At 60.2% G+C, this 19,912-nt stretch carries 18 protein-coding genes; 6 read left to right on the forward strand and 12 right to left on the reverse strand.

Annotated features, from left to right (window positions below; all coding sequences use genetic code 11):
• Positions 1–246: 246 nt before the first annotated feature.
• The 9 genes from NYR50_RS18790 to NYR50_RS18830 all read right to left on the reverse strand — a co-directional run bounded on the left by NYR50_RS18790 (position 247) and on the right by NYR50_RS18830 (position 9,960).
• Positions 247–1,008, reverse strand: a complete 762-nt coding sequence (locus NYR50_RS18790) for an SDR family NAD(P)-dependent oxidoreductase (protein WP_418137833.1) — start codon at positions 1,006–1,008, stop codon at positions 247–249.
• 3 nt (positions 1,009–1,011) lie between these two features.
• Positions 1,012–2,694 (reverse strand): SMP-30/gluconolactonase/LRE family protein, encoded by a 1,683-nt coding sequence (locus tag NYR50_RS18795; protein ID WP_418137834.1) that lies wholly within the window; start codon positions 2,692–2,694, stop codon positions 1,012–1,014.
• Positions 2,691–3,674, reverse strand: a complete 984-nt coding sequence (locus NYR50_RS18800; protein WP_418137835.1) for an NAD-dependent epimerase/dehydratase family protein — start codon at positions 3,672–3,674, stop codon at positions 2,691–2,693. The genes NYR50_RS18795 and NYR50_RS18800 overlap by 4 nt, the downstream gene beginning before the upstream one ends.
• On the reverse strand, positions 3,671–4,753 hold the full coding sequence (locus NYR50_RS18805; protein ID WP_418137836.1) for an ABC transporter ATP-binding protein: 1,083 nt from the start codon (positions 4,751–4,753) through the stop codon (positions 3,671–3,673). Before NYR50_RS18805 ends, NYR50_RS18800 begins: the two co-directional genes overlap by 4 nt.
• 2 nt (positions 4,754–4,755) lie before the next feature.
• Positions 4,756–5,586, reverse strand: coding sequence for a carbohydrate ABC transporter permease (locus NYR50_RS18810; protein ID WP_046800465.1), 831 nt, complete (start codon positions 5,584–5,586; stop codon positions 4,756–4,758).
• 10 nt (positions 5,587–5,596) lie between these two features.
• Positions 5,597–6,523, reverse strand: a complete 927-nt coding sequence (locus tag NYR50_RS18815) for a carbohydrate ABC transporter permease (protein ID WP_046800464.1) — start codon at positions 6,521–6,523, stop codon at positions 5,597–5,599.
• A gap of 69 nt (positions 6,524–6,592) precedes the next feature.
• Positions 6,593–7,864, reverse strand: a complete 1,272-nt coding sequence (locus NYR50_RS18820) for an ABC transporter substrate-binding protein (RefSeq protein ID WP_418137837.1) — start codon at positions 7,862–7,864, stop codon at positions 6,593–6,595.
• Positions 7,865–7,888: 24 nt separating this feature from the next.
• On the reverse strand, positions 7,889–9,055 hold the full coding sequence (locus NYR50_RS18825; protein ID WP_418137838.1) for a mandelate racemase/muconate lactonizing enzyme family protein: 1,167 nt from the start codon (positions 9,053–9,055) through the stop codon (positions 7,889–7,891).
• On the reverse strand, positions 9,052–9,960 hold the full coding sequence (locus NYR50_RS18830; protein WP_418137839.1) for a dihydrodipicolinate synthase family protein: 909 nt from the start codon (positions 9,958–9,960) through the stop codon (positions 9,052–9,054). The genes NYR50_RS18825 and NYR50_RS18830 overlap by 4 nt, the downstream gene beginning before the upstream one ends.
• A gap of 115 nt (positions 9,961–10,075) precedes the next feature.
• Here NYR50_RS18830 and NYR50_RS18835 point away from each other — a divergent pair, with 115 nt between their 5' ends.
• The 5 genes from NYR50_RS18835 to NYR50_RS18855 all read left to right on the forward strand — a co-directional run bounded on the left by NYR50_RS18835 (position 10,076) and on the right by NYR50_RS18855 (position 14,231).
• Positions 10,076–10,987, forward strand: a complete 912-nt coding sequence (locus NYR50_RS18835) for a 2-dehydro-3-deoxygalactonokinase (protein WP_418137840.1) — start codon at positions 10,076–10,078, stop codon at positions 10,985–10,987.
• A gap of 62 nt (positions 10,988–11,049) precedes the next feature.
• A complete protein-coding gene (locus NYR50_RS18840) occupies positions 11,050–11,676 on the forward strand; it encodes a GDSL-type esterase/lipase family protein (RefSeq protein WP_418137841.1) in 627 nt (208 codons plus the stop codon).
• Between the two features lie 141 nt (positions 11,677–11,817).
• Positions 11,818–12,915, forward strand: coding sequence for a DNA polymerase IV (dinB, locus tag NYR50_RS18845; RefSeq protein WP_418137842.1), 1,098 nt, complete (start codon positions 11,818–11,820; stop codon positions 12,913–12,915).
• 27 nt (positions 12,916–12,942) lie between these two features.
• Positions 12,943–13,680 carry an exonuclease domain-containing protein gene (locus tag NYR50_RS18850; protein WP_418137843.1) on the forward strand — a complete coding sequence of 246 codons (738 nt, stop codon included), beginning with the start codon at positions 12,943–12,945 and terminating at the stop codon, positions 13,678–13,680.
• 38 nt (positions 13,681–13,718) lie between these two features.
• Complete coding sequence (locus NYR50_RS18855) at positions 13,719–14,231, forward strand: 2'-5' RNA ligase family protein (protein WP_418137844.1); 513 nt, start codon at positions 13,719–13,721, stop codon at positions 14,229–14,231.
• A gap of 65 nt (positions 14,232–14,296) precedes the next feature.
• Here the strand turns inward: NYR50_RS18855 and NYR50_RS18860 are convergent, their stop codons facing one another.
• The 3 genes from NYR50_RS18860 to NYR50_RS18870 are packed head-to-tail and all read right to left on the reverse strand — an operon-like array spanning position 14,297 to position 18,418.
• Positions 14,297–15,364, reverse strand: a complete 1,068-nt coding sequence (locus tag NYR50_RS18860; protein ID WP_418137845.1) for a lipocalin-like domain-containing protein — start codon at positions 15,362–15,364, stop codon at positions 14,297–14,299.
• Positions 15,354–17,762 carry an FtsX-like permease family protein gene (locus NYR50_RS18865; protein ID WP_418137846.1) on the reverse strand — a complete coding sequence of 803 codons (2,409 nt, stop codon included), beginning with the start codon at positions 17,760–17,762 and terminating at the stop codon, positions 15,354–15,356. The genes NYR50_RS18860 and NYR50_RS18865 overlap by 11 nt, the downstream gene beginning before the upstream one ends.
• On the reverse strand, positions 17,759–18,418 hold the full coding sequence (locus NYR50_RS18870) for an ABC transporter ATP-binding protein (RefSeq protein WP_418137847.1): 660 nt from the start codon (positions 18,416–18,418) through the stop codon (positions 17,759–17,761). The genes NYR50_RS18865 and NYR50_RS18870 overlap by 4 nt, the downstream gene beginning before the upstream one ends.
• A gap of 327 nt (positions 18,419–18,745) precedes the next feature.
• On the opposite strand from NYR50_RS18870, the gene NYR50_RS18875 reads away from it, so the two are divergent.
• On the forward strand, positions 18,746–19,894 hold the full coding sequence (locus NYR50_RS18875; RefSeq protein ID WP_418138274.1) for a glucoamylase family protein: 1,149 nt from the start codon (positions 18,746–18,748) through the stop codon (positions 19,892–19,894).
• Positions 19,895–19,912 lie beyond the last annotated feature (18 nt).

A 19,912-nucleotide genomic window follows, 5' to 3' on the forward strand; every position in this document is an offset into this window, starting at 1 on the left:
CCAAAACTTCGAGGCATTTTGGCGATAGTTCAGGGTATTGATGGAAAGATCCCTTTCCAAAGCAATCGTTTCACGCAGCTTGTTGACTGCTTCAGCACGCCGAGAAAATGTGCCAGCGAAGATTTCGTTTCAACAGCTGAAAAAACAACGAGGCAGATGACCGGCTTCTCCAGGCAATCTCCGCAAAAGCTGCATTGCTAGCACCGACGTTTGGGACATCCGGCGTTTTTTTCGCCATGCGCCCAATCAATAACCACCGGTGAGAAAAATCGTTTCGCCCGTCATGAAACTACACGCCTCCGACGCCAGGAAGACAGCTGCCCCCACCATCTCTTCCGGTCGTCCGGCCCGCCCCATCCAGTTCAGTGCGCTTACATATTCATTCCAGCCGTCCGGATCCTCAACGCGGCGGTGGGCATTGCGGTCCGTATCGATGAGGCCGGGCGCAAGGGTATTGAGCAGCACGTTATCGCGCGCGTAATCTCTTGCCTGGCTTTGGATCAGATTGTGTTGCGCAGCCTTCGTTGCCGCATAAGCGGTAACCACGCTTTTAGGCCGCAACTGATTGACTGATCCTATGGAAACCACTCTGCCCCATTTGCGGCCCGCCATGCGCGGCAGGGCCGCTTGCAGCATATTTACCGTCGAGCCCAGATTGACCGCCAGCTGAAAGGCCAGATCGTCCGGCGTCAGTTCCGACAGCACGGCGTTGATCTGGGCACTGGCATTGATGACAAGAATATCGACCGGTGCAATCGCCTCGGCCCGTTCGATGAGATCACGACCGGCACCGGGCTGGGAAAGATCGCCTGCCAGTTCCTGCGCCGTGCCGCCGCCTGCGACGATCCGGTGCTGCACGGCAGCTGCGGCACCCGGCTTTACGCCGTGCAGAATGACATGGGCGCCAGCGCCCGCCAGCCCCTCGGCAATGGCGGCGCCTATGCCACGGCTTGAACCGGTGACGAGCGCCGTGCGACCCTTCAATCCAAAGACGCTTTCGAGACGCATGCTTTATCCTTCAAACAGCGATATGCGCGCGCCGGCAATTCCCGGACGGCAGGAAAACAGGCCGCCGGAGAGCGGCGCATCGGCGAGTGTGGAGGCCGGCAGGCGCGTGCGGGCGCTGGTGATGAACAGCGTCGACAGATCAGGCCCGCCAAAGGCGATGCTGGAAGGGCGCGGCACCGGCATGTCAATCACCTGGTCCAGCTTGCCGTTTGGAAGATAACGGCGCACGCACCAGCCATCCCAGATGGCGCACCAGACACCACCTTCGGCATCCACAGCCAGACCATCCGGCCGGCCATCGGCCACGGGAATGCGGGCGAATTCTCGGCGCTGCGACAAGGCACCCGTCGCCGGATCGCAATCATAGGCGTGGATGAGGCCGGGCACGGTATCGACGAAATAGAAGGTCCTGCCATCGGGGCTCCAGCCGAGACCGTTGGACACGATGATGCCGCCTTCCTTGCGCTCGGATGCGCCGTTTGCGTTGATACGATAAAGCGCACCCGTGGGCTTGGAAGCATCGATGCGCATCGAGCCGACCCAGATCGCGCCATCCGGCCCGCATTTGGCGTCGTTCAGGCGGTTGTCGGCGATGCCCGCTTCCGGGCTGACGAAGGCTGTCAGCCTTCCGGAGGCGAAATCCAGCCATTCGACGCCATCCTGCGACGCCACCAGCAACCGCCCGCCGGTCACCGGAATGACGGCGCTGACCAGCTTGCCTGTCTCGCAGGTTTCGTTGCGGCCAGTGGCGGGATCGAAGCGGTGCACTGCCGGATGCAGGATATCCACCCAGTAGAGCGCGTTTTCCCCCTCGTGCCAGACGGGGCTTTCCCCCAGCTGCGCACCCCATGGCAGAATACAGCTGAGTTCGGCGCTGGGGCGGCCCGTCGCCGAGCGCGGACGTGGCCGCGAGCTGATCGCCACGGCCCCGGCGGCACCGGTAATGCGGCGGGCGGCGGCAATCAATTCACGTCCAGCGGGATGGATATTGGAGGAATCCAGCCGCGATGACGGCCCGAGTGCAACGAGCACGCCCATCGGCGTATTGTCCCGGCCCATGACAGGGGCGGCGACCGAATTCACCCCCGGCAGATGCTCCTCGTAGGAAATCGAATAACCCCGCGCCCGCGTCAGCGTCAGATCGGCCTGCAGCGCATCGAGGCTGGTAATGGTTTTGGGTGTCTGCAGATCGAGCGTCAGGCGATCCAGCAGGGCGCGGCCGACGGCGGGATCCTGAAAGGCGAGCAACGCCTTGCCCGGTGCGGTGCAATGCAGGGGAACGCGGCGTCCCACCTCGACGCGCACCGAAAGACCGTTCGGCGAACGTTCGGCGAGATATTGCGTCATGGTGCCGTCAAGCCGGCACAGTGCAACCGTCTCCCCCAGTTCAGCCGCCAGTCGCTCCAGTTCCGGGGTCGCCGCCGAGACGAGATCGAAGCTCTCCCAGACCTTGTGGGACATTTCCAGAAAACGCTGACCGAGAACATAGGTGCCGCGGGCCTCATCCTGACGGACGAGGCCATAAGCGATGAGGGTGCGCAGGATGCGCGCGAATGTCGGCTTCGGCAGACCGGAGGCGCGCAACAACTCGGCAAAACGCGGCGGTTCGGGCGCATCGGCGACCATGTCAAGCAAGGTCAGCCCCTTGGCCAGTGCCGCCGTGCCGCCCGGCGTCTCCGGTTTCATCGCCTCTGCTCCTTCGCGAGTCGCTGCCGCCGTGCGGCCGCCGCGTCGTCCAGCATCCGGTCCATCGTCCATTCCGCCTCAAACCCCAAAGTGTTTCTGATCCGCTCGTTGGACGTATGGTAATAAACGCCGTCGCCGGGAAAATCGACTGTCACGATGGGCAGGCCGGTCAGCACCGCAATTTTCGGCAGAAGCGCGGCGAAATCGGCCGGTTCGTCGGCACCCAGATTGAAGGTCCCGCCCGCCGCCGCGGGGTGATCGAGAGCGAGCAGAATGCCCGCCACCATGTCGCGCGTATCGGTTATATGCATCCGGAACGGTCGGCCGTTTTCGTTGCGCGCCAGAATGTGCGACGGCTCACCGATATCGCGGGACTGGAGCAATTCGGCGATGGCAGTGTTTCCGAAATTCTGCTGCTGGCGAATGCGCGGCCGCAGGAAAAACCGGGGACCGGAAAAGAAACTCTCCTCATCCAGCAGTTCCGCCGCATCCTGTGTATGCGAAAACCGCAGGATCACCGTTTCCATCGTGCCGCTTCGCTGGTGAAAGCGCACCAGTTCTTCGCCCAGAAGCTTGGTCAGCCCATAGGGTGAATTGGGGCAAAGCGGATGGTCCTCGGTGACCGGCAGGAATTCCGGCCGGTTTTCCGGATAGACCTCGCCCGAGGAGGCGAAAACGAACCGCCGCACGCCGGCCGCCGAAGCCGCATCCAGAAGCCGGCGCGTGCCTTCGACATTGACCGCGAACATGCGGTCGCGATCCGCCGGAGCCCAGGACATGAAGGCGCCGAGATGGAGGACGTCGCTCACGCCCTTGATGGCTTCTGACAGTGCCTGCGCATCCTCCAGCGATCCGACGACCTCCTCGCCGCCGGTTCCCGATGGCCTGAGATCAAAACCCCGAACAGTGCGGCCCTGTGCGCGCAAGGCGGCGACAACGGCACGGCCGACGCGGCCTGCCGATCCGGTGACGAGGATCATAGCCGTGCTCCGGTCTTTGCATCGAAGAGATAAAGCTGGGCCGGATCGAAACCGAGCCGGAGCGCCTCATTGCCGGGAAGGCTGCCGGTATGCGAGACGCGGGCGATCAGCCCCTTGGACTTGCCCTCCTCACCGTCAGCGACCCTTGCACCCTCCGCATCGAAATAGACGTATTTTTCCGATCCCAGGCTTTCCACCAGCGTTGGACGAACATCGAAGGTAACAGGCGCATCGCCCAGAACGAGATGTTCCGGCCGCAGGCCGACGATCACGCTGCCCTCCCGGCCGACAGCACCCGGCAGGGAGACCTGTTGCCCAAACAGGGTCACCGCGCCGCCGCGCAGTTCCGCATTGAGGAAATTCATGCCCGGCGAGCCGATGAAACCGGCAACGAAAAGATTGGCCGGATTGTTGAAAAGCTCATCCGGTGCGGCGATCTGCTGGATGATGCCTCCCTGCATGATGACGACGCGGTCCGCCATCGTCATCGCCTCAACCTGATCATGCGTCACATAAACGGTGGTGACGCCGATGCGCTTGTGCAATGCGCCGATTTCGGCACGCATGTGGACGCGCAGCTTGGCGTCGAGATTGGACAGCGGCTCATCCATCAGGAAGGCCTGCGGCTGGCGCACGATGGCACGGCCAAGCGCCACGCGCTGGCGCTGGCCGCCCGAAAGATCCCTGGGCTTGCGATCGAGATAGGGTGTGACTTCCAGAATGCGCGCCGCATCATCAACCCGGCGGTCGATCTCTGCCTTGTCCGTGCCGCGCATCTTCAGGCCGAAGCCGATATTCTGGCGAACGGTGAGGTGCGGATAAAGCGCGTAGTTCTGGAACACCATGGCGATGTCGCGGTCACCCGGCGCCAGATCCGTCACTTCGTTGTCGCCGATGAAAATCTGCCCCTCGCTTGCCGGCTCGAGACCGGCAAGGATTTTCAGCATCGTCGACTTGCCGCAGCCGGAAGGCCCGACCAGCACCACGAACTCGCCGTTCTCGATCTCAAGCGAAAAGGGCCTGAGCACGTTAAGCGCTCCATAGGACTTGCTGACGTTGCAAATGGAAATATTGGCCATGCTTATTTCTCCGCGCCAGCGGTGAGGCCGCCGACCAAATAACGTTCCAGGAACAGGTAGATTGCGATGATGGGCAGCGCGATGAACACGGATGCGGCGGAAATGTCGTTCCAGTAGGTGACATATTCGCCCTGCATCGTGGTGATGCCGAGATTGGCCGTCCAGTTGTCCGGCGAGTTGACGAGGAAAGTGCGCGCATAGGCATAGTCTGCCCAGCTGAGCACGAAGGCATAAAGTGCGGTGGCGGCAAGCCCCGGTGTGGCGATGGGAAGCACGACACGCACCATCGCGCCGATCGGCGAGCAGCCGTCGACCATGGCAGCCTGTTCCAGCTCCTTCGGAATGGTGTCGAAATAGCCTTTCAGCATCCATGTGGCGAAAGGAATGATCATTGTCGAATGCGCCAGAACCAGCGTCCACAGGCTGCCGATCAGGCCGAAGCTGGAAAAGATCGAAAACAGCGGAATGACGAGCAGCGTCGCGGGCAGCATCTTCGCCGTCAGGACGAAGAGACCCATGGTCGCGCCGCCCCGCATGGAATAACGCGACAGCGCATAACCGGCGCTGACCGAGACCAGCATCGACAGCGCCACCGAACCGATGGCCGCCAGCATCGAATTCCACAGCCACAGCAGGATCGGTTTTGCCGCCCAGACGCGGGCGAAGATGTCCCATTGCGGATCGTCCGGCCAGAAGGTCGGCGGCAGGCGGTACAGTTCATCGGTGGTGGAAAGTGCCGTGACCAGCAACCAGTAGACCGGGAACAGGATCATCACCAGCGTGAAGATCACAGTCGCGTAAAGCGCAAGGCTCTGTAAAAATGTCCGTTTCATCAAAGCCTCCTCAATAGATGGATTTCGAACGCCGGCCGAGCATCAGGAGGCTCGCGACGATGCAGATCACCAGCGTCAGCACGCCGACGGCGGCGGCACGACCGAAATTGTGATACTGGAAGGCCTGATCGTAGGTCATGATCGACAGCGTCTGGGTCGAACGCAGCGGCCCGCCGCCGGTCAGAACCTTGATGATGGAAAAGTCGCGGAATACCCAAAGCAGGGTCAGCACCAGCGTCACGCCCAGCACCGGCATCAAAAGCGGCATGGTGATCCAGCGGAAACGCTGCCACACACTCGCACCATCGACCTTCGCCGCCGCATAATAATCGGCGGGAATGGACTGCAGGCCGGCCAGACACATGATCGAGACGAAAGGAAAACCCTTCCACACCATGGTGATCGCCACTGCCCAGAAGGCGGCCGTGGAACTGCTGACCCATGGGATCATCTGGTCGGTGAAACCGAGCTTGATCGCCAGCCAGCCGAACAGGCCGAAGGAGGTGTCGAACATCCACGCAAAGATGACGACCGCGATGATTTCCGGCACCGCCCAGGGCAGCGCCATTCCCAGCCGCGCGACGGTGCGGCCCTTGAAACGGTTATTGGCCAGAAGCGCCGTGCTGAGGCCAACCGCAACGCTGCCGGCGGTGACGACGATGACCAGCTTCAGCGTCACCCAGCAGGCCAGCCAGAATTCCGGCGACGAGAACAGCCAAGTGTAGTTACTCAGCGAAAACGGCCGGCTGGCGCCGCCGAGTCTCGGTATTTTCACCTGTTGGAACGACAGGTCGATGGCCAGAACGAGTGGCCAGACGATGATGGCGGCAACCATCAGGACCGCGGGCGCGATCAGAATATAGCCGAGGAGATGTTGCCGGCTGGGACGCGCAAGATCGAAGAACTTGCGACGCCCAGCCCGAACGGGTTCGGTCATGGATGGTCCTCCTGCCGGATGCGAATGATCGCCATGGCCCTTTGCGGGCCATGGCAGGACAATGGGGGATCAACCCTTGATGGCTTCGGCCTTTGCCTGCATGGTTTTCGCCACCTCCGCCGGATCGAGATCCTGAATGATCATCCGCTGGCTTTCTTCCATCACCATCTTGCTGAACTCGTTGTAGAAAAGCTCAAGCCCGGTCGGAATGCGGTCGATACCCGCCTCGGATGCGGCCTTCATCGTTTCGATCAGCACCGGAAAATGCGGGATGGTCTTTTCGACACCCGAGACATCCGCCTTCGGGCTTGGCGGGGTGTTGCCGCCAAGGGTGGCGTAGCTGCGCTGGAATTCCGGAGACATCGTCAGCTTGATGAAGTCCCAGACGAGCGCTTTCTGGTCATCGGGAATATCGGCCGGCATGGCCAGCACGTTGGACGAGCCGCCAAGCGGCGGATGAAGCGGCGGCGCGACATAAACGATGTCACTCTTGGCCGAACCCTTTTCGGTCGTGCCATAAAGCCACGGTCCATCGAGCCGCATGGCCATCTTGCCATCGGCAAACAGCTTGCGCACGTCGCTGGCGCTCATGTCCACCGGGCTGATGCCGCTCTTCATCACGGTTTTCCAGCGTGAAAGGCCCTCGGCCATCTGCGGCGTGTCGATGGAGATGTTGCCGTCCTTGTCCGTCCAGTAAGCACCGGCGTCGAGGATATAGTTCAGCATTTCCGTCAGATATTGCCCCGGACCGCCCTTGGTTTCATGGCCGGTGCCGAACTGGTCGATGATGCCGTCGCCGTTCAGATCCTTGGTCGTCGCTTTTGCCGCGGCCAGAAACTCGTCATAGGTCTTCGGAACCGCAACGCCCGCATCTTCCAGAAGCTTCTTGTTGTAGGCCATGACGAAACCGAAATAGTTGGTCATGATGCAGACGGTTTCGCCGTTCCATTCGCATTTCTGCTGGCCGGCCCAGCCGGTCATGTCGATGCCGTCCTTCTTCAGCCACGGGTCGAGCGGTTCCAGCCAGCCGCTATCGGCAAACATCTGGAATTCGAAGGAGGCGAGATGCACGATCTGAGGCGGCTGGTTGGCGGCAAAAAGCGTGGTCATCGTATCCGCGTAGGAACTGCGCTCCGCCTTGGTGAATTCGATCTTCACGCCCGGATGCTGTTTCTCGAAGGCGGCAATGGCGGAGCGCCACCATTCACCCGTTCCGGCATCGTCGGTCTGCCAGGAGATGAACTTCAGCACGGTATCGGCCATGGCAGGCGCAACAGCGCCCATGGTCATCAAAACGGCAGTTGCAGTGCTGAGCGCCAGCTTTTTCATTCTTTTGGTCATGGTTTCCTCCTCCAAAAAACCAAATCAGATACGTTCAATCAGACCGAGCGCCACCTCCGACGGTCTTACCCCAAGTCCCGGTCCTGACGGCAGGTGATACCTGCCTTCGCGGCAATCCATGTCGCCTTCCAGCAGGCGGCGGTTCGGCTCGAAGATCGAGTGCTGGAATTCGTGTCCCTTCAGCATCGACAATGTCGATGATGCCTGCAGGCTGGCGGCAAGGAAAATACCGGCGCCGACGGTGGCGTGCGGGATCACGTCAATGCCTCGTTCGGCGGCAAGTGCACCGATGCGGATGAAATTGGTGATGCCCTTATGGCCCATTTCCGGCTGCACGATCGCGATGCGGCAGCGTTCGATGCGGGCGCGCATATCCCAATGGGTGCGCCACTCCTCGCCGACGGCAATCGGCACATCGGTATTCTTCGAAACCTTCTCCAGACCGGCAATGTCCTCCGTCCAGACGGGCGCTTCGGCGAACCACGGGTCGAAGGGCTGCATTTCGGCAATCAGTTCAAGCGCCCGTTCCGGCGTCTGGTTCCAATGCATGTCGGCGGCGATCTTCGCCTGCGGGCCAAGCACCTGCCGGAGATTGGCAATTTCCGCAGCCGGGCCGTCATCGGCCACCGGCGTTGCGAATTTGAAGGCGTTGAAACCGCGATCCTGCCAGTATTTCGCCAGTTCCCCGCGCGCCTTCAGCGTTTTTTCAGGCAGGCCGGAAACATAGGCCGGAAAGCTGTCGACGCCGCCGCCCAGAAGATCGCGAACCGATTTGCCGGCTTCCTGCCCGGCAATATCCCAGAGCGCGATATCGAGCGCGGCGAGCGCATCGACGTAAAAGCCGCCGGTATAACCGCGCACCCGCATCATGTCGTAAAGGTCGTCATAAACAGCCGAAGGATCGGAACCATCGCGGCCGATCACGAAACCGGCGAGAAGATCATTGATGAGGGCGGCGACTGCGCCGGGGGCGACGATGCCATAGGTCTCGCCCCAGCCGACAGTGCCGGCCCGGGTGGTCATGCGCACCAGCACGCTGCGATCAAAGGTGGGGTAGACCGTGCGGTTACCCTTGCGCACGATATAGCCGTTGGGATTGACCACCTCGCCTTCCCTGAGCGCGCCAAGATAGGGAACCTTGCGCGGCTGGGTCAGCGTGAAGACTTCGACGGTTGCGATGGGGCTGTTCATGCGGCCTCCGCGGCAACGAGGCCGAGTTCGACCAGATTGGCGTCGATATCTGCAAGCGCCGCCGCATCAAGCTCGGGTGTCGGTGCACGCACGCTGACGCCGTCGATCACGCCGCGACGGGCGAGCACATATTTGGTCAGCCGCATCCGATAGACGGCCTGCAACACCAGAAGCGGCAGGGTGCGGACATAGATCCGGCGAGCCTCTTCCTGCCGCCCGGCAACAAGCGCCCGGTCGATGGCCACATGTTCCTCGGCGATCTCCAGCGCCGGCATGGCAGCCGTAGCACCGCGGGCATATTCGTCGAGAATGTAACGCGCGCCACCGCCGCCGATGACGCCCTTCAGCGTCGAAGGGGCTTGGGCGATGATGTGGCTGATGGCCGGGCCGGCGGGAAGCGTTTCTTCCTTGACATAGGTTACCTGCGGGAGGGCGCGCACGATTTCCACGATCGCCTGCGGCGAAAGGTCGGAGCCGCGCGGCGCAGGGGCGTTCTGCAGGATGATTTCAACCTCGGGCAGCGCCTCGACGATCATGCCGAGGAATTTGATCAGCGCCGGCGCATCCGTGCCGACCGATTTGGGCGGCTGCACCATCAGGTGGCGAATGCCAAGCGCCGATGCCGCCCGCCCATGCTCGACCACCTCACGCCAGTCGGCCGCACTGGCGCCCGCCACGACCGGCACCCGGCCGGCCACTGCATTCACGATGATCTTCAAGAGCGTTGCGCGCTCGGCGGCATTCAAAGTCTCCACCTCGCTGGCGAAACCGGGAAACACGACACCATCCACGCCCTTGTCGAGCGCAAAGACCACCAGCCGCTTCATACCCGCTTCGTCAATGCCGCCATCAGCCAGAAACGGCGTGGGCAGAACAGGCAAAATCCCCTTGAGGCCAGCCACCATCTTTCTCCTCCCAATTAAGTATCATATATTGATACCTTGAATTCACTAATTGACACTACATAGACTCGCACCCTATGACAAGCCCCAAGATGAAATGAACGAGGAGGTTCAAGACATGGCAGCAGCGGCGACATCGATCATCGTTGATTGGGGAACGACATCACTGAGGGCGGCGCTCGTTGGTGAAGGCGGCGAAGAACTTGATCATCTGGAAACCGCCGACGGTATTTCGAGCCTTGGCAAGGGTGAACACGAGGCGGCGCTGATGGCTGCACTCGCACCGTGGTTCTCGCGCCACGGGGCGTTGCCCGTCGCGGCGCTGGGCATGATCACCAGCCGCAATGGCTGGGTCGAAGTCGCTTATGTGCCGTGCCCGGCAGGCCCGGCGGAACTTGCCGCCGGCACGGTGCGCAGGTCGCTGCCGAACGGGTCCGATCTCGTCTTCCTGCCGGGTCTCAACGATCCCGCCCGCCAGCCCTTTCCCGACGTGATGCGCGGCGAAGAAACCCAGATCGTCGGCCACGGCCTTGGCGAAGACGCCACCCTCATCATTCCCGGAACCCACAGCAAATGGGCGCGGGTGAAGGCGAGACGGATCGACGGTTTCCAGACATTCGTGACCGGTGAAATCTTCAACCTGCTCATCAATCATTCCTTCATCGCGCGCGGTGCCACGCAGCCGCCGGTCGACGATCCGGAGGCGTACCTGTGGGGTTTGAAAGAGGCCCAAAAATCCGCAGCCATGCTGTCACTGCTGTTTTCGTCACGCACCGGCGGGCTCGCCGGCAAACTCACGACACAGCAGCTGCGGTCTTATGTCCGCGGGCTAGTCATCGGACAGGAATTTCGGCAGGCCCGCGATGCGGGATGGTACGCGGAAGGTGACGATGCGGCGATTGTGGGCAATGACGGGCTAAACGATCTCTATCTGATTGCGGCGGAAGTATTCGGTCTTACAACATCAGCAGGTGCAGACGACGCATTGACGAAGGGAGCCCTGGCCGTTCTGCAAAAAACGCTTTCTTGAATGGGAAACGCCGGCCAGACACGCAGTGTTCGGCTTCCACATGAGAAATACCGAGGACGAACATGTACGATTTCCCGGACAGCATCGGCACCAGCCGCCACGAAAACGATGTCCTGACCATCTTGATGCGCCTTCAGCGCCTCGGGTTGTCGGCAGACCCGATTGCCTTTTATGGCTCTTCATCCTTCCGGATTTGGAGTTCCATCGCCGAGGATCTGGGGACACTCGACATCGTCAATCTCGGCTTTGGCGGGGGCACCTGTCTCTCAGCCGTTCACTATCTGGAAAAACTGCTGCTCCCTCTGAGACCGCAAAGAGTGGCGCTCTATTTCGGCGAGAACGATATAGCCAGCGATGGCCTCAAGGCGGCCACGGCGCTGCGGCATCTTCAGGAGCTTCGGCATCACATCCTGCAGGAACTGCCACAGGCACAGGTTTTTGTTCTAGCCATCAAGCACAGCCCCGCGCGCTGGATTTATCGCGACGAATTCGACCTTTTCAACCGCATGGCGCAGGAGTGGTGCAAAAACTGCGACAGCACCACCTGGCTGGACCCTAACGCCGGCCTTATGGGGGAGAACGGCCTGCCGATGTTCCGCTATTATCTGCCCGATCTGGTTCACCTGAACACGGCAGGCTACGCGGTCTGGTCGGAAGCGCTCCGGAAGGCGCCGAAACTTCTCGCTTGATGTTCAGGCAAGAAGCCCGGCATCGACATCCTACCGTGTCGCCGCTTACATTGATGGTCTACCAAACATCGCCAGCACTTGGATGCCGCGTCGGAAGCTGCTATGTTCCTGTTTCGTTTCCATCAGTGACTCTTAACCGCCATGGATATAACCACCGTCTCAACCGTCAGGAAAATCATCCATGTGGATATGGATGCCTTTTACGCGTCGGTCGAGCAGCGCGACAATCCGGAGCTTCGTGGTAAACCGCTGGCTGTTGGCGGAGCGGCTGCCCGTGGTGTCGTTGCAGCAGCAAGCTACGAGGCGCGGGAGTTCGGCGTGCGCTCGGCCATGCCGTCAGTCACGGCGGCGCGAAAATGCCCTGATCTGGTCTTCGTCAAGCCCAGGTTTGAAGTCTATCGCGCCGTGTCGCAGCAGATCCGCGAGATTTTTGCGGAATACACACCAATCATCGAACCTTTGTCACTCGATGAGGCCTATCTCGACGTCACCGAAAATCTCAAGGATATGCCCATTGCGACCGAGATCGCTCTGGAAATCCGCGCCCGCATCAAGGCGCTGACCGGACTGAACGCTTCCGCTGGTATCTCCTACAACAAATTCCTCGCCAAGATGGCGTCCGATCTCAACAAGCCGAACGGCCAGACGGTGATTACGCCGAAGAACGGTCTGGCCTTCGTCGAGCAGCTCGCGGTCAAGAAATTCCATGGCGTCGGCCCGGCTACGGCGGAAAAGATGCACCGGCTTGGTATCGAGACCGGCGCGGATTTGAGGGCAAAGTCCTTGCAGTTCCTGGTGCAGCATTTTGGGAAGTCGGGCCCGTACTTCTATGGCATCGCGCGGGGCATCGATGATCGGGAGGTCAGGCCCGACCGGGTGCGCAAGTCGGTCGGTGCTGAAGACACTTTTTCCGTCGACATCAGCGATCTTGATCTCGCAAGCAGCGAGCTGCGGCCACTTGCCGAAAAGGTTTGGTCATACTGCGAGGCCAAGGGCTTCAGCGGCAAGACGGTGACGGTGAAAATCAAGTATTCCGACTTCACCCAGGCGACGCGGAGCAGGACATCTTCCCTCCCCTATTCGGGCGTCGAACACATTCTCGATGCGGCCAACGCCTTGCTGGCCGGTGTCTATCCGTTCAAGCGGCCGGTCCGGCTCCTAGGTGTGACGCTATCGTCGCTCACAAATGAAAAGGAAGCCCGCGGCGAGGAACAATCGCAACTCGGCCTGGGTTTGTAATCAAAGGAACCTCGAACGCATCCAGCAGTGAAAGCCGAAATGTCCCCATCTTGTATTCGCGTTATCGATCTGGAAACTGCCGGCAATGGGCCCAACGACGTCTGCGAGATCGGGTGGCAGGACGTCGTTCAAGGCGAGGATGGCCGGTGGCAGGTTTCGCAGGCGCGCGGCTCGGTACTCGTCAGCCCTGGCCGGCCGATTTCAGTCGATACAATGGCGATCCATCATATCCAGGATGACGACGTCGCAAGCGCCCCGTTCTGGAAAGCCATCGCACCCAGCATCTTGCGACCGCATCACCCGATTGTTGCGCTTGCAGCCCATCGGGCCGCCTTCGAGCAGCGTTACTGCACACCAAGACTGGCTGGGGCCACGCCTTGGATCTGCACCTGGAAATGCGCATTGCGGGTCTGGCCGGAGCTGCCAAGGTTTTCCAACCAGATGCTGCGTTATCTGCGAAGGCCCGAAGGGCTGGTCCACGAGATCGGCCTTCCGGCCCACAGAGCGATGCCCGACGCTTACATCACTGCCCATCATCTCCGCGACGAACTGAATGCCACTTCGCTGGATGAGCTACTGTCGTGGAGTTCCGAGCCTGGCTTGCTGCCGCGGGTTCCGGCGGGTTCTGACCGCGGCAAGAGCTGGGACCGCCTCCTCGGCGACCGTGATACGGATATTCGCTTCAGTGCCCAGACCGAGCTCATACGGCGAGGCAAAGCGGAGCCAGCCACAGTGGCCATCACCACCCAGCAGTCGCTTTTCTGATCGATTTGATTTTACCTGACGAGCCGGGGTCCGCTAATTTGAAGACACGCCATCCGATGATCCTGACAGCCCGCATTGCAGAGCACGATCTCATGCCCTTCGATCTGCTTCGTCAGAAACATTTCCCTCCAGACCGTAATTTCCTGCGCGCGCATCTGACGATGTTTCACCGGCTGCCCGGCGAATATGTTGACATCATTGTCGAGAGCCTTCGTTCCGTTGCAAAAAATACCGGCGCGATTTCGGCCAACGTTAGCGGTGTCCGTCACCTCGGAGCCGGCGTCGCGTTCACGATTGAAAACGTGAAGCTGCACTCACTTCGTGACGCCCTACGGAGCGACTTCGTGCAATGGCTCGGCTCCCAAGACATGCAGGCGTGGCGGCCGCACATAACGGTTCAAAACAAGGCCTCGCGAGCGAAGGCGGACGAGCTTTTTCACAAGCTTGCAGGCGACTTCTCGCCTCACGACATCACGATTGTGGGGCTCGATCTGTGGCGATATCTGGATGGTCCCTGGGCAAACGAGGTCACCGTGCCGTTCGCAGATTGATCTGCCGTAACTATCGAGATTTTTGAACGTCTCAAACCAAACGGCGGCGATACGGGCAGCCGATCTCAATAGCCAGTCATTTCCAGATAGCCTCGCCCCGAGGCGGTTCCCGTAAACTCAATCGGCCCCTCCCAATAAGGGGTCGAGGTCGCCATCCATGCCTGCTCGTTAAGCGCCATCGTTTTGATATCGAGACCCCGGCTCGGTATCTTCAGGTTCCATTCCACCGGAACCGCCTTTCCGTTCACAGTTGCGGTCCGCAAAGGCGAAATCTGAATATCTTCAGGATCGATCGGCGATGTCGTTCCATCGGCCGAAATCCAGTTAGCTGAGGTATATCCGCCTTCATCGTCTCTCAGCCGGAACGCCATCATTTTTTCGCCGGATGCGAGGTGGAGGGAAAACCAATCCCATCCCGTCTGATTGGAAGCGAGCGGCTGGGACGACCATTCACGATCAAGCCAGGCTTTGCCTGTCACCCGCTGGACCCGCCCCTCAAGTTCCACGTTGCCGCTGACCTCGTAGAAGGGCTGGGAATAATAGTAGCTGGCCTGCCCGGCGGCTGATTTGACCGAGAAACCCCTGTCTCCCTGAAGAACCAGCGGGCCGCTTGCCTGAAGTTTCAGTTGATAATGGAAACCTTCGCCGCCGGCGCTCAGATCAATTTTATCGAGGGGGTCGGCAAGTCCGGTCGTGGCGGTCTTCATAGCCCAATTGTCTATCCATGCCTCGAAAGGAGCGATTTCGACACCTGCCTGTCCGACCCCGCCGCGCGCCAGTCTTTCAGCAACGTAATGACGGCTGGCGGTGGTCACGGCGGCGTGGCCCAGCCAGATTTGCGGATCCGCCCATCCGGCGTGCGCGCCGGGTTGGAGCGCCGAACGAAAAAGCGTCCATTGAGCCCCTAGCTGCTCGCCGTCCGCTGTCTGAAGATTTGCCGTAACATACCACCATTCGATCCTGAACTCCGGATGCGGCCCATGGTCCCGCGGAAAAGCCAGCGGCACCCCTCTTCGTGGAACGCTGAAACCTTCGGCATTCGACCCGAGGCCAGCGAAACCCTGCGCTACCGCTACTGCCGGCGTCAAAAGACAGCAGGTGAAGAGAAGTAGAATGATGCGCTTAGCGTTCATTGGCAAATATCCTGAGGAGATCTGTGGGGGTCGTTTTTGCCAATCGACGGACAGGGATCAAAACCGAAACGACGGCGGCGACAAGGGCGACAAGGCCAAGTTTCAGCCATTCCATCGGGAAGAGGGTCATCGGCAGCCGCCATCCGAACGCTTCCACATTGATGATCGACAAAAGAACCCAGGCCAAAGCCAGGCCGACGGGGATGGCGGCGACGAACGTGATGAACCACAGAGCGAGTGTGCGGATAAACTCCAGCCATGCCAGATCACGACGGCGAAGTCCGAGCGCCCAGACGGGAGCCAGTTGCGGCAATCGCAGCGAAGCGAGCGTCAACAGGCTTGAAAACATCGCAAACCCGGCAACAGCAAGTGTCAGGATATTCAGGGCTCCCGTTACCGCAAAGGTCTGTTCAAAAATCGCCACGGATTGCCGTTTGAGCGAAGCCTGATCAGTGATATTGGCCTCTGGCAGACCGAATTCGTCTATCAGGCGTCGTCGGAAATCGGCCAGGTCCGCAGGCGCCAGACGAAGGCCATATCGCAATTTTTCAACAGCCGGATAGTGCTCAACAAGAGCGTTGATGCCGATGATCACCTGGCCGGTCGGATTGCCGTAGTCCGAAAATACGCCGACGACAGTAGCGCTCCAGCCGCCCGGCAGGCTGATTTTTTGCCCAGGCGAAGCCTTGCCGGACCGCCAGAACTGCTCATTGACGAGCGCTCCCCGGCCGCTTGCAATTTCATCCCAGGTCGTCGAGGAGCCAAGGATCAAGGGCCAATGATCCCTGTAGGTGGCATCATCGGCCACACCGAAAACCTGCACCTGCTCTCCCGAAATTTCACCCCTGGTGCTCCAGATGGGCAGCACTGCCCGTGTATGATCGGGAAACCATCGGCGAAGCTGCGCGGCTTCCGTCTCGTCTCGAGCCGTCACGTAGACCTCCGCTGCAAGCCGCTGATCGAGCCAACCGAGAAACGTCTCCCGAAAGCTTGAGACCATCGTCCCCACGCCGATATTGGCCGATAAGGCAAGCAACAATGCCATCAATGCCAGGGAAAGACCGGGCAATTGCTGGCGCGTATCGGCAAAAAACCATCGCACGAGGATGGGCCGGGATACTCGTTCGCCCACCTTCATGACGAAGGCCAGAAAAGGCGGAAGGCTGAATGCCGCGCCCAGCAGAAGCGCGGCCAGCACTGCAAATCCCGACAGGAGCCCGCCGCCAGTCCAGATAAGCAGGCCGGACAACGCTATCAGAAATATGCCGATTGTCGCCCGCAGCGCCAGCCCTCTGGCCGATGCCATTGTCCATGCCCTGCTATGCGCTGTCGATAATACCGGCATCCGCCAGACACGCCAGAGATGTTGCAGCGAGGAGAGCCACGTGCCGATGAGCGCCATGCCAAGACCCGCCAGCCACCATTCGGGCCTGATGGAAAGTGAGCCCGCAACACTTGCGCCGTAAAGCCCGCCGAGCGTCGCGGCAACGCCTGGCAAGAGCGCAGAAGCAATGACATAGCCGAGTACGACGCCAACGGCGCCGGATAAGAGAGCGAAAAGCGTGATCTCGATAACGAGCATCGTCGTGAGTGAGCCCAAGGAGACCCCAAGCGATCTCATGGTTCTGAACGTGCCTCGCCTCTGCTCGAATGACAGCCCGGTTGCAGAATAGGCGATAAACAGACCCACGATAAAAGCAAGGAAACCGAAAGCCGTGAGGTTAAGATGAAAACTGTCAGTGAGCCGCGCAACATCCGGCCGTCCGCCCGCCTCTCTTATTGTGAGCTCGGGCGCGATGAGCCCGATCGTCTGGCGATCCTGGCCTTGTGAAGGTGAAATGACTAACCGGCTGAGGTCTCCATTGCGTTCGAGAATGCGGGCAGCGGTGGAGATATCGACGAAAGCCGCCCCGTCAGGGATATTGGTCGTCTCTCTGACGGCAAGACCCGCCGTATTCTTCAAGGTACTGGCCGTCGCCGGCGATACGATCATCACGCCCGGCGCCGTCATGAAATCGATCAGTCCGGATCTATCCGAGGCGGGAAGAAGCGCTCCGTCCGAGGGCATCGTCAACGGGTCAATCCCGATGAGCCTGATGCGCGTCGATCCGAACCGATATTGGCCTTCGATGACCGGAGAGACATCAAGGCCGGCCCGACGAAGCTTCGCGTAGGTTTCCAGGGGTATCGTGCCGCCGTCTTTGGCCACCAACTGATCCAGCTGGTTTTGAGACAATATCGAGGCCGCCCTGTCGTAGCTCGCGCGCGCCTCGGCATTGATGGCCTGTACGGCAGACCATAGAGCTGTCGCGAGCGCCACGCCCATCACAAGCGTTAGGAATTGCAGGGGCCTGTGGTGCCAGTGCGAAAGCAGTGCCTTGAAGGCGGCCGAGTTCATTGCGCAACATTCCCGCCGCTGAGCGTGATGCGCCGATCAAGTTTCGCTGCGAGCCGGCTGGAATGGGTGACGAGCAGAAGCGCCATCTTCGCTGACAAAGTCAGTCGCAGCATGATGTCGATGACGGTATCTGCGGTTTTCTCGTCGAGATTGCCGGTCGGTTCGTCCGCAAGGATCAACGGCGGTTTTGCCGCAAGCGTCCGCGCGATCGCAACCCTTTGCTGCTGCCCGCCCGAGAGCTGCTCCGGATAGCGGCGAAGTAGCGCTGCAATTCCGAGGGCTTCGACCAATGTCTTTTCCCACGTTGGATCAAAACGGCCCGCGAGCTTTGCGTGGAAAGAGACATTGGAGCCGACATCGAGGCTCGGAATCAGATTGAACTGCTGGAAAATCAGGCCGACGTCATGCCGGCGAAACTTTGCTCGGTCTTTGTCATTGAGATCGGTTATCGTGCGGCCGTTCACTATGATGATGCCGCTGTCAGGCACATCAAGGCCGCCAGCGAGATGCAGGAGGGTGCTTTTCCCGCTGCCCGATTCTCCCGTCAGTGCAAGGCTCTCGCCTGCGTCAACGGCAAGATCGATTCCATTGAGAACCGGGATGGTGCCTTCGGCGGTCTGATAGGTTTTTCTGAGGTCGGAAATGGACAGGATCATGGGAGCTTCGGTCTCTAACTTATCCTATATGATCGGATGTGGTCGAACACTTCAACCAACCTTACCCGACGATGTTCCAGTCGCGTGAGGGGGAGGCCTTCCGGATTTTGCCGACGAGCCCGATTTTCGCCACCCCTGCCTGTGTATTTGGAATCAATTGCCGAGTCGGATAAGCCTGCCTGCTCATCTGCTCCTGATTTTGCTGTGGGGCATCAGAGGTTGGAAGTGACGGACGAATTTTCTGCTCAACTCGATGATTTGCATCACAATACCTTCGAATATTTCTGGTCCGGAAGCCATCCTGAGAGCGGGCTGCCGAGAGACCGGATGGGATCGGAGGGTCAGCCGATCCACGAAATAACGTCAATATCAGGGGCTGGCTTCGGATTTCTGGCACTGACCGTCGGCGCTTACCGTTCCTGGATCACGAGGCAGGAGGCGATAGATCGGGCAAACCTGATGCTGCGATCTCTCGGCGCGGTGAAAAGATTTCACGGCGCCTTTCCCCATTTTGTCCACACCTCCGGCGGCAAGACAATTCCATTTGCGAAGTTTGACGACGGCGGCGATCTTGTCGAAACTGCGCTTCTGGTTCAGGCGCTGATCTGCGCCCGCGAGTTCTTTGACGAGCAGACATCAGGCGAAATCGATCTGCGAGGGTCCGTCACCGACATCGTGGAGACGGTGGAGTGGGACTGGTTTACGAAAGGAAAGCCCGGCCCTCTCTTCTGGCATTGGAGCTCCCGGTTTGGCTGGGCAAAGAACTTGCCGATTGTGGGATGGAATGAGGCTCTGGTCACTTATGTGCTTGCGGCAGGATCGGCCGCACATGCGATAGACCCGGCTTCCTACCACTCCGGCTGGGCGCGCGATGGCGAAATCCGAAACGGCGCGAGATATCTTGGCGTCAGGCTTCCGCTCGGCGAGCCCTATGGAGGTCCGCTTTTCCTGTCGCACTATTCGTTCTGCACTCTCGATCCGCGAGGTCTGGGTGATGCCTATTGCAGCGATTATCTCGAGCAGGTCCATGCGCATAGCCTCATCAACTATCGCTATTGCAGCACCCGCTATGCGCCAGAAGACGGATGGGGTCTGTCTGCCTGTGATGGGTCGAAAGGCTATGCCGTCAATTCTCCGACAGACGATCATGGGATTATTGCCACGACAGCTGCGCTCTCCAGCATGCCGTTCCTCCCGGCTCGATCAAAACAGGCGGCCATGCGTTTCCTGCATTGGCGTGGCGGCGCGCTGATGGGCCGTTTCGGTCTGATGGATGCCTTCGAGCCGTCCACCGGCTGGGTTTCAAAAACGAATCTCGCCATCAATCAGGGCCCGGTGGTTGCGATGATGGAAAACCACCGCAGCGGCCTTATCTGGGATTTGTTCATGAATGCGGCGGACGTCAGGCGCGGCCTCGTCACACTGGGCTTTCGGACGCAGAGGTACCGGGATGCAGGCCTCCTGGAGGTTCGATAATCTCCCGTGGTGCGGATC

Origin of the sequence: Agrobacterium sp. El2ro-1b (genome assembly GCF_048298475.1) — a bacterium.
GTDB classification, from domain to species: Bacteria; Pseudomonadota; Alphaproteobacteria; order Rhizobiales; family Rhizobiaceae; genus Agrobacterium; species Agrobacterium fabrum.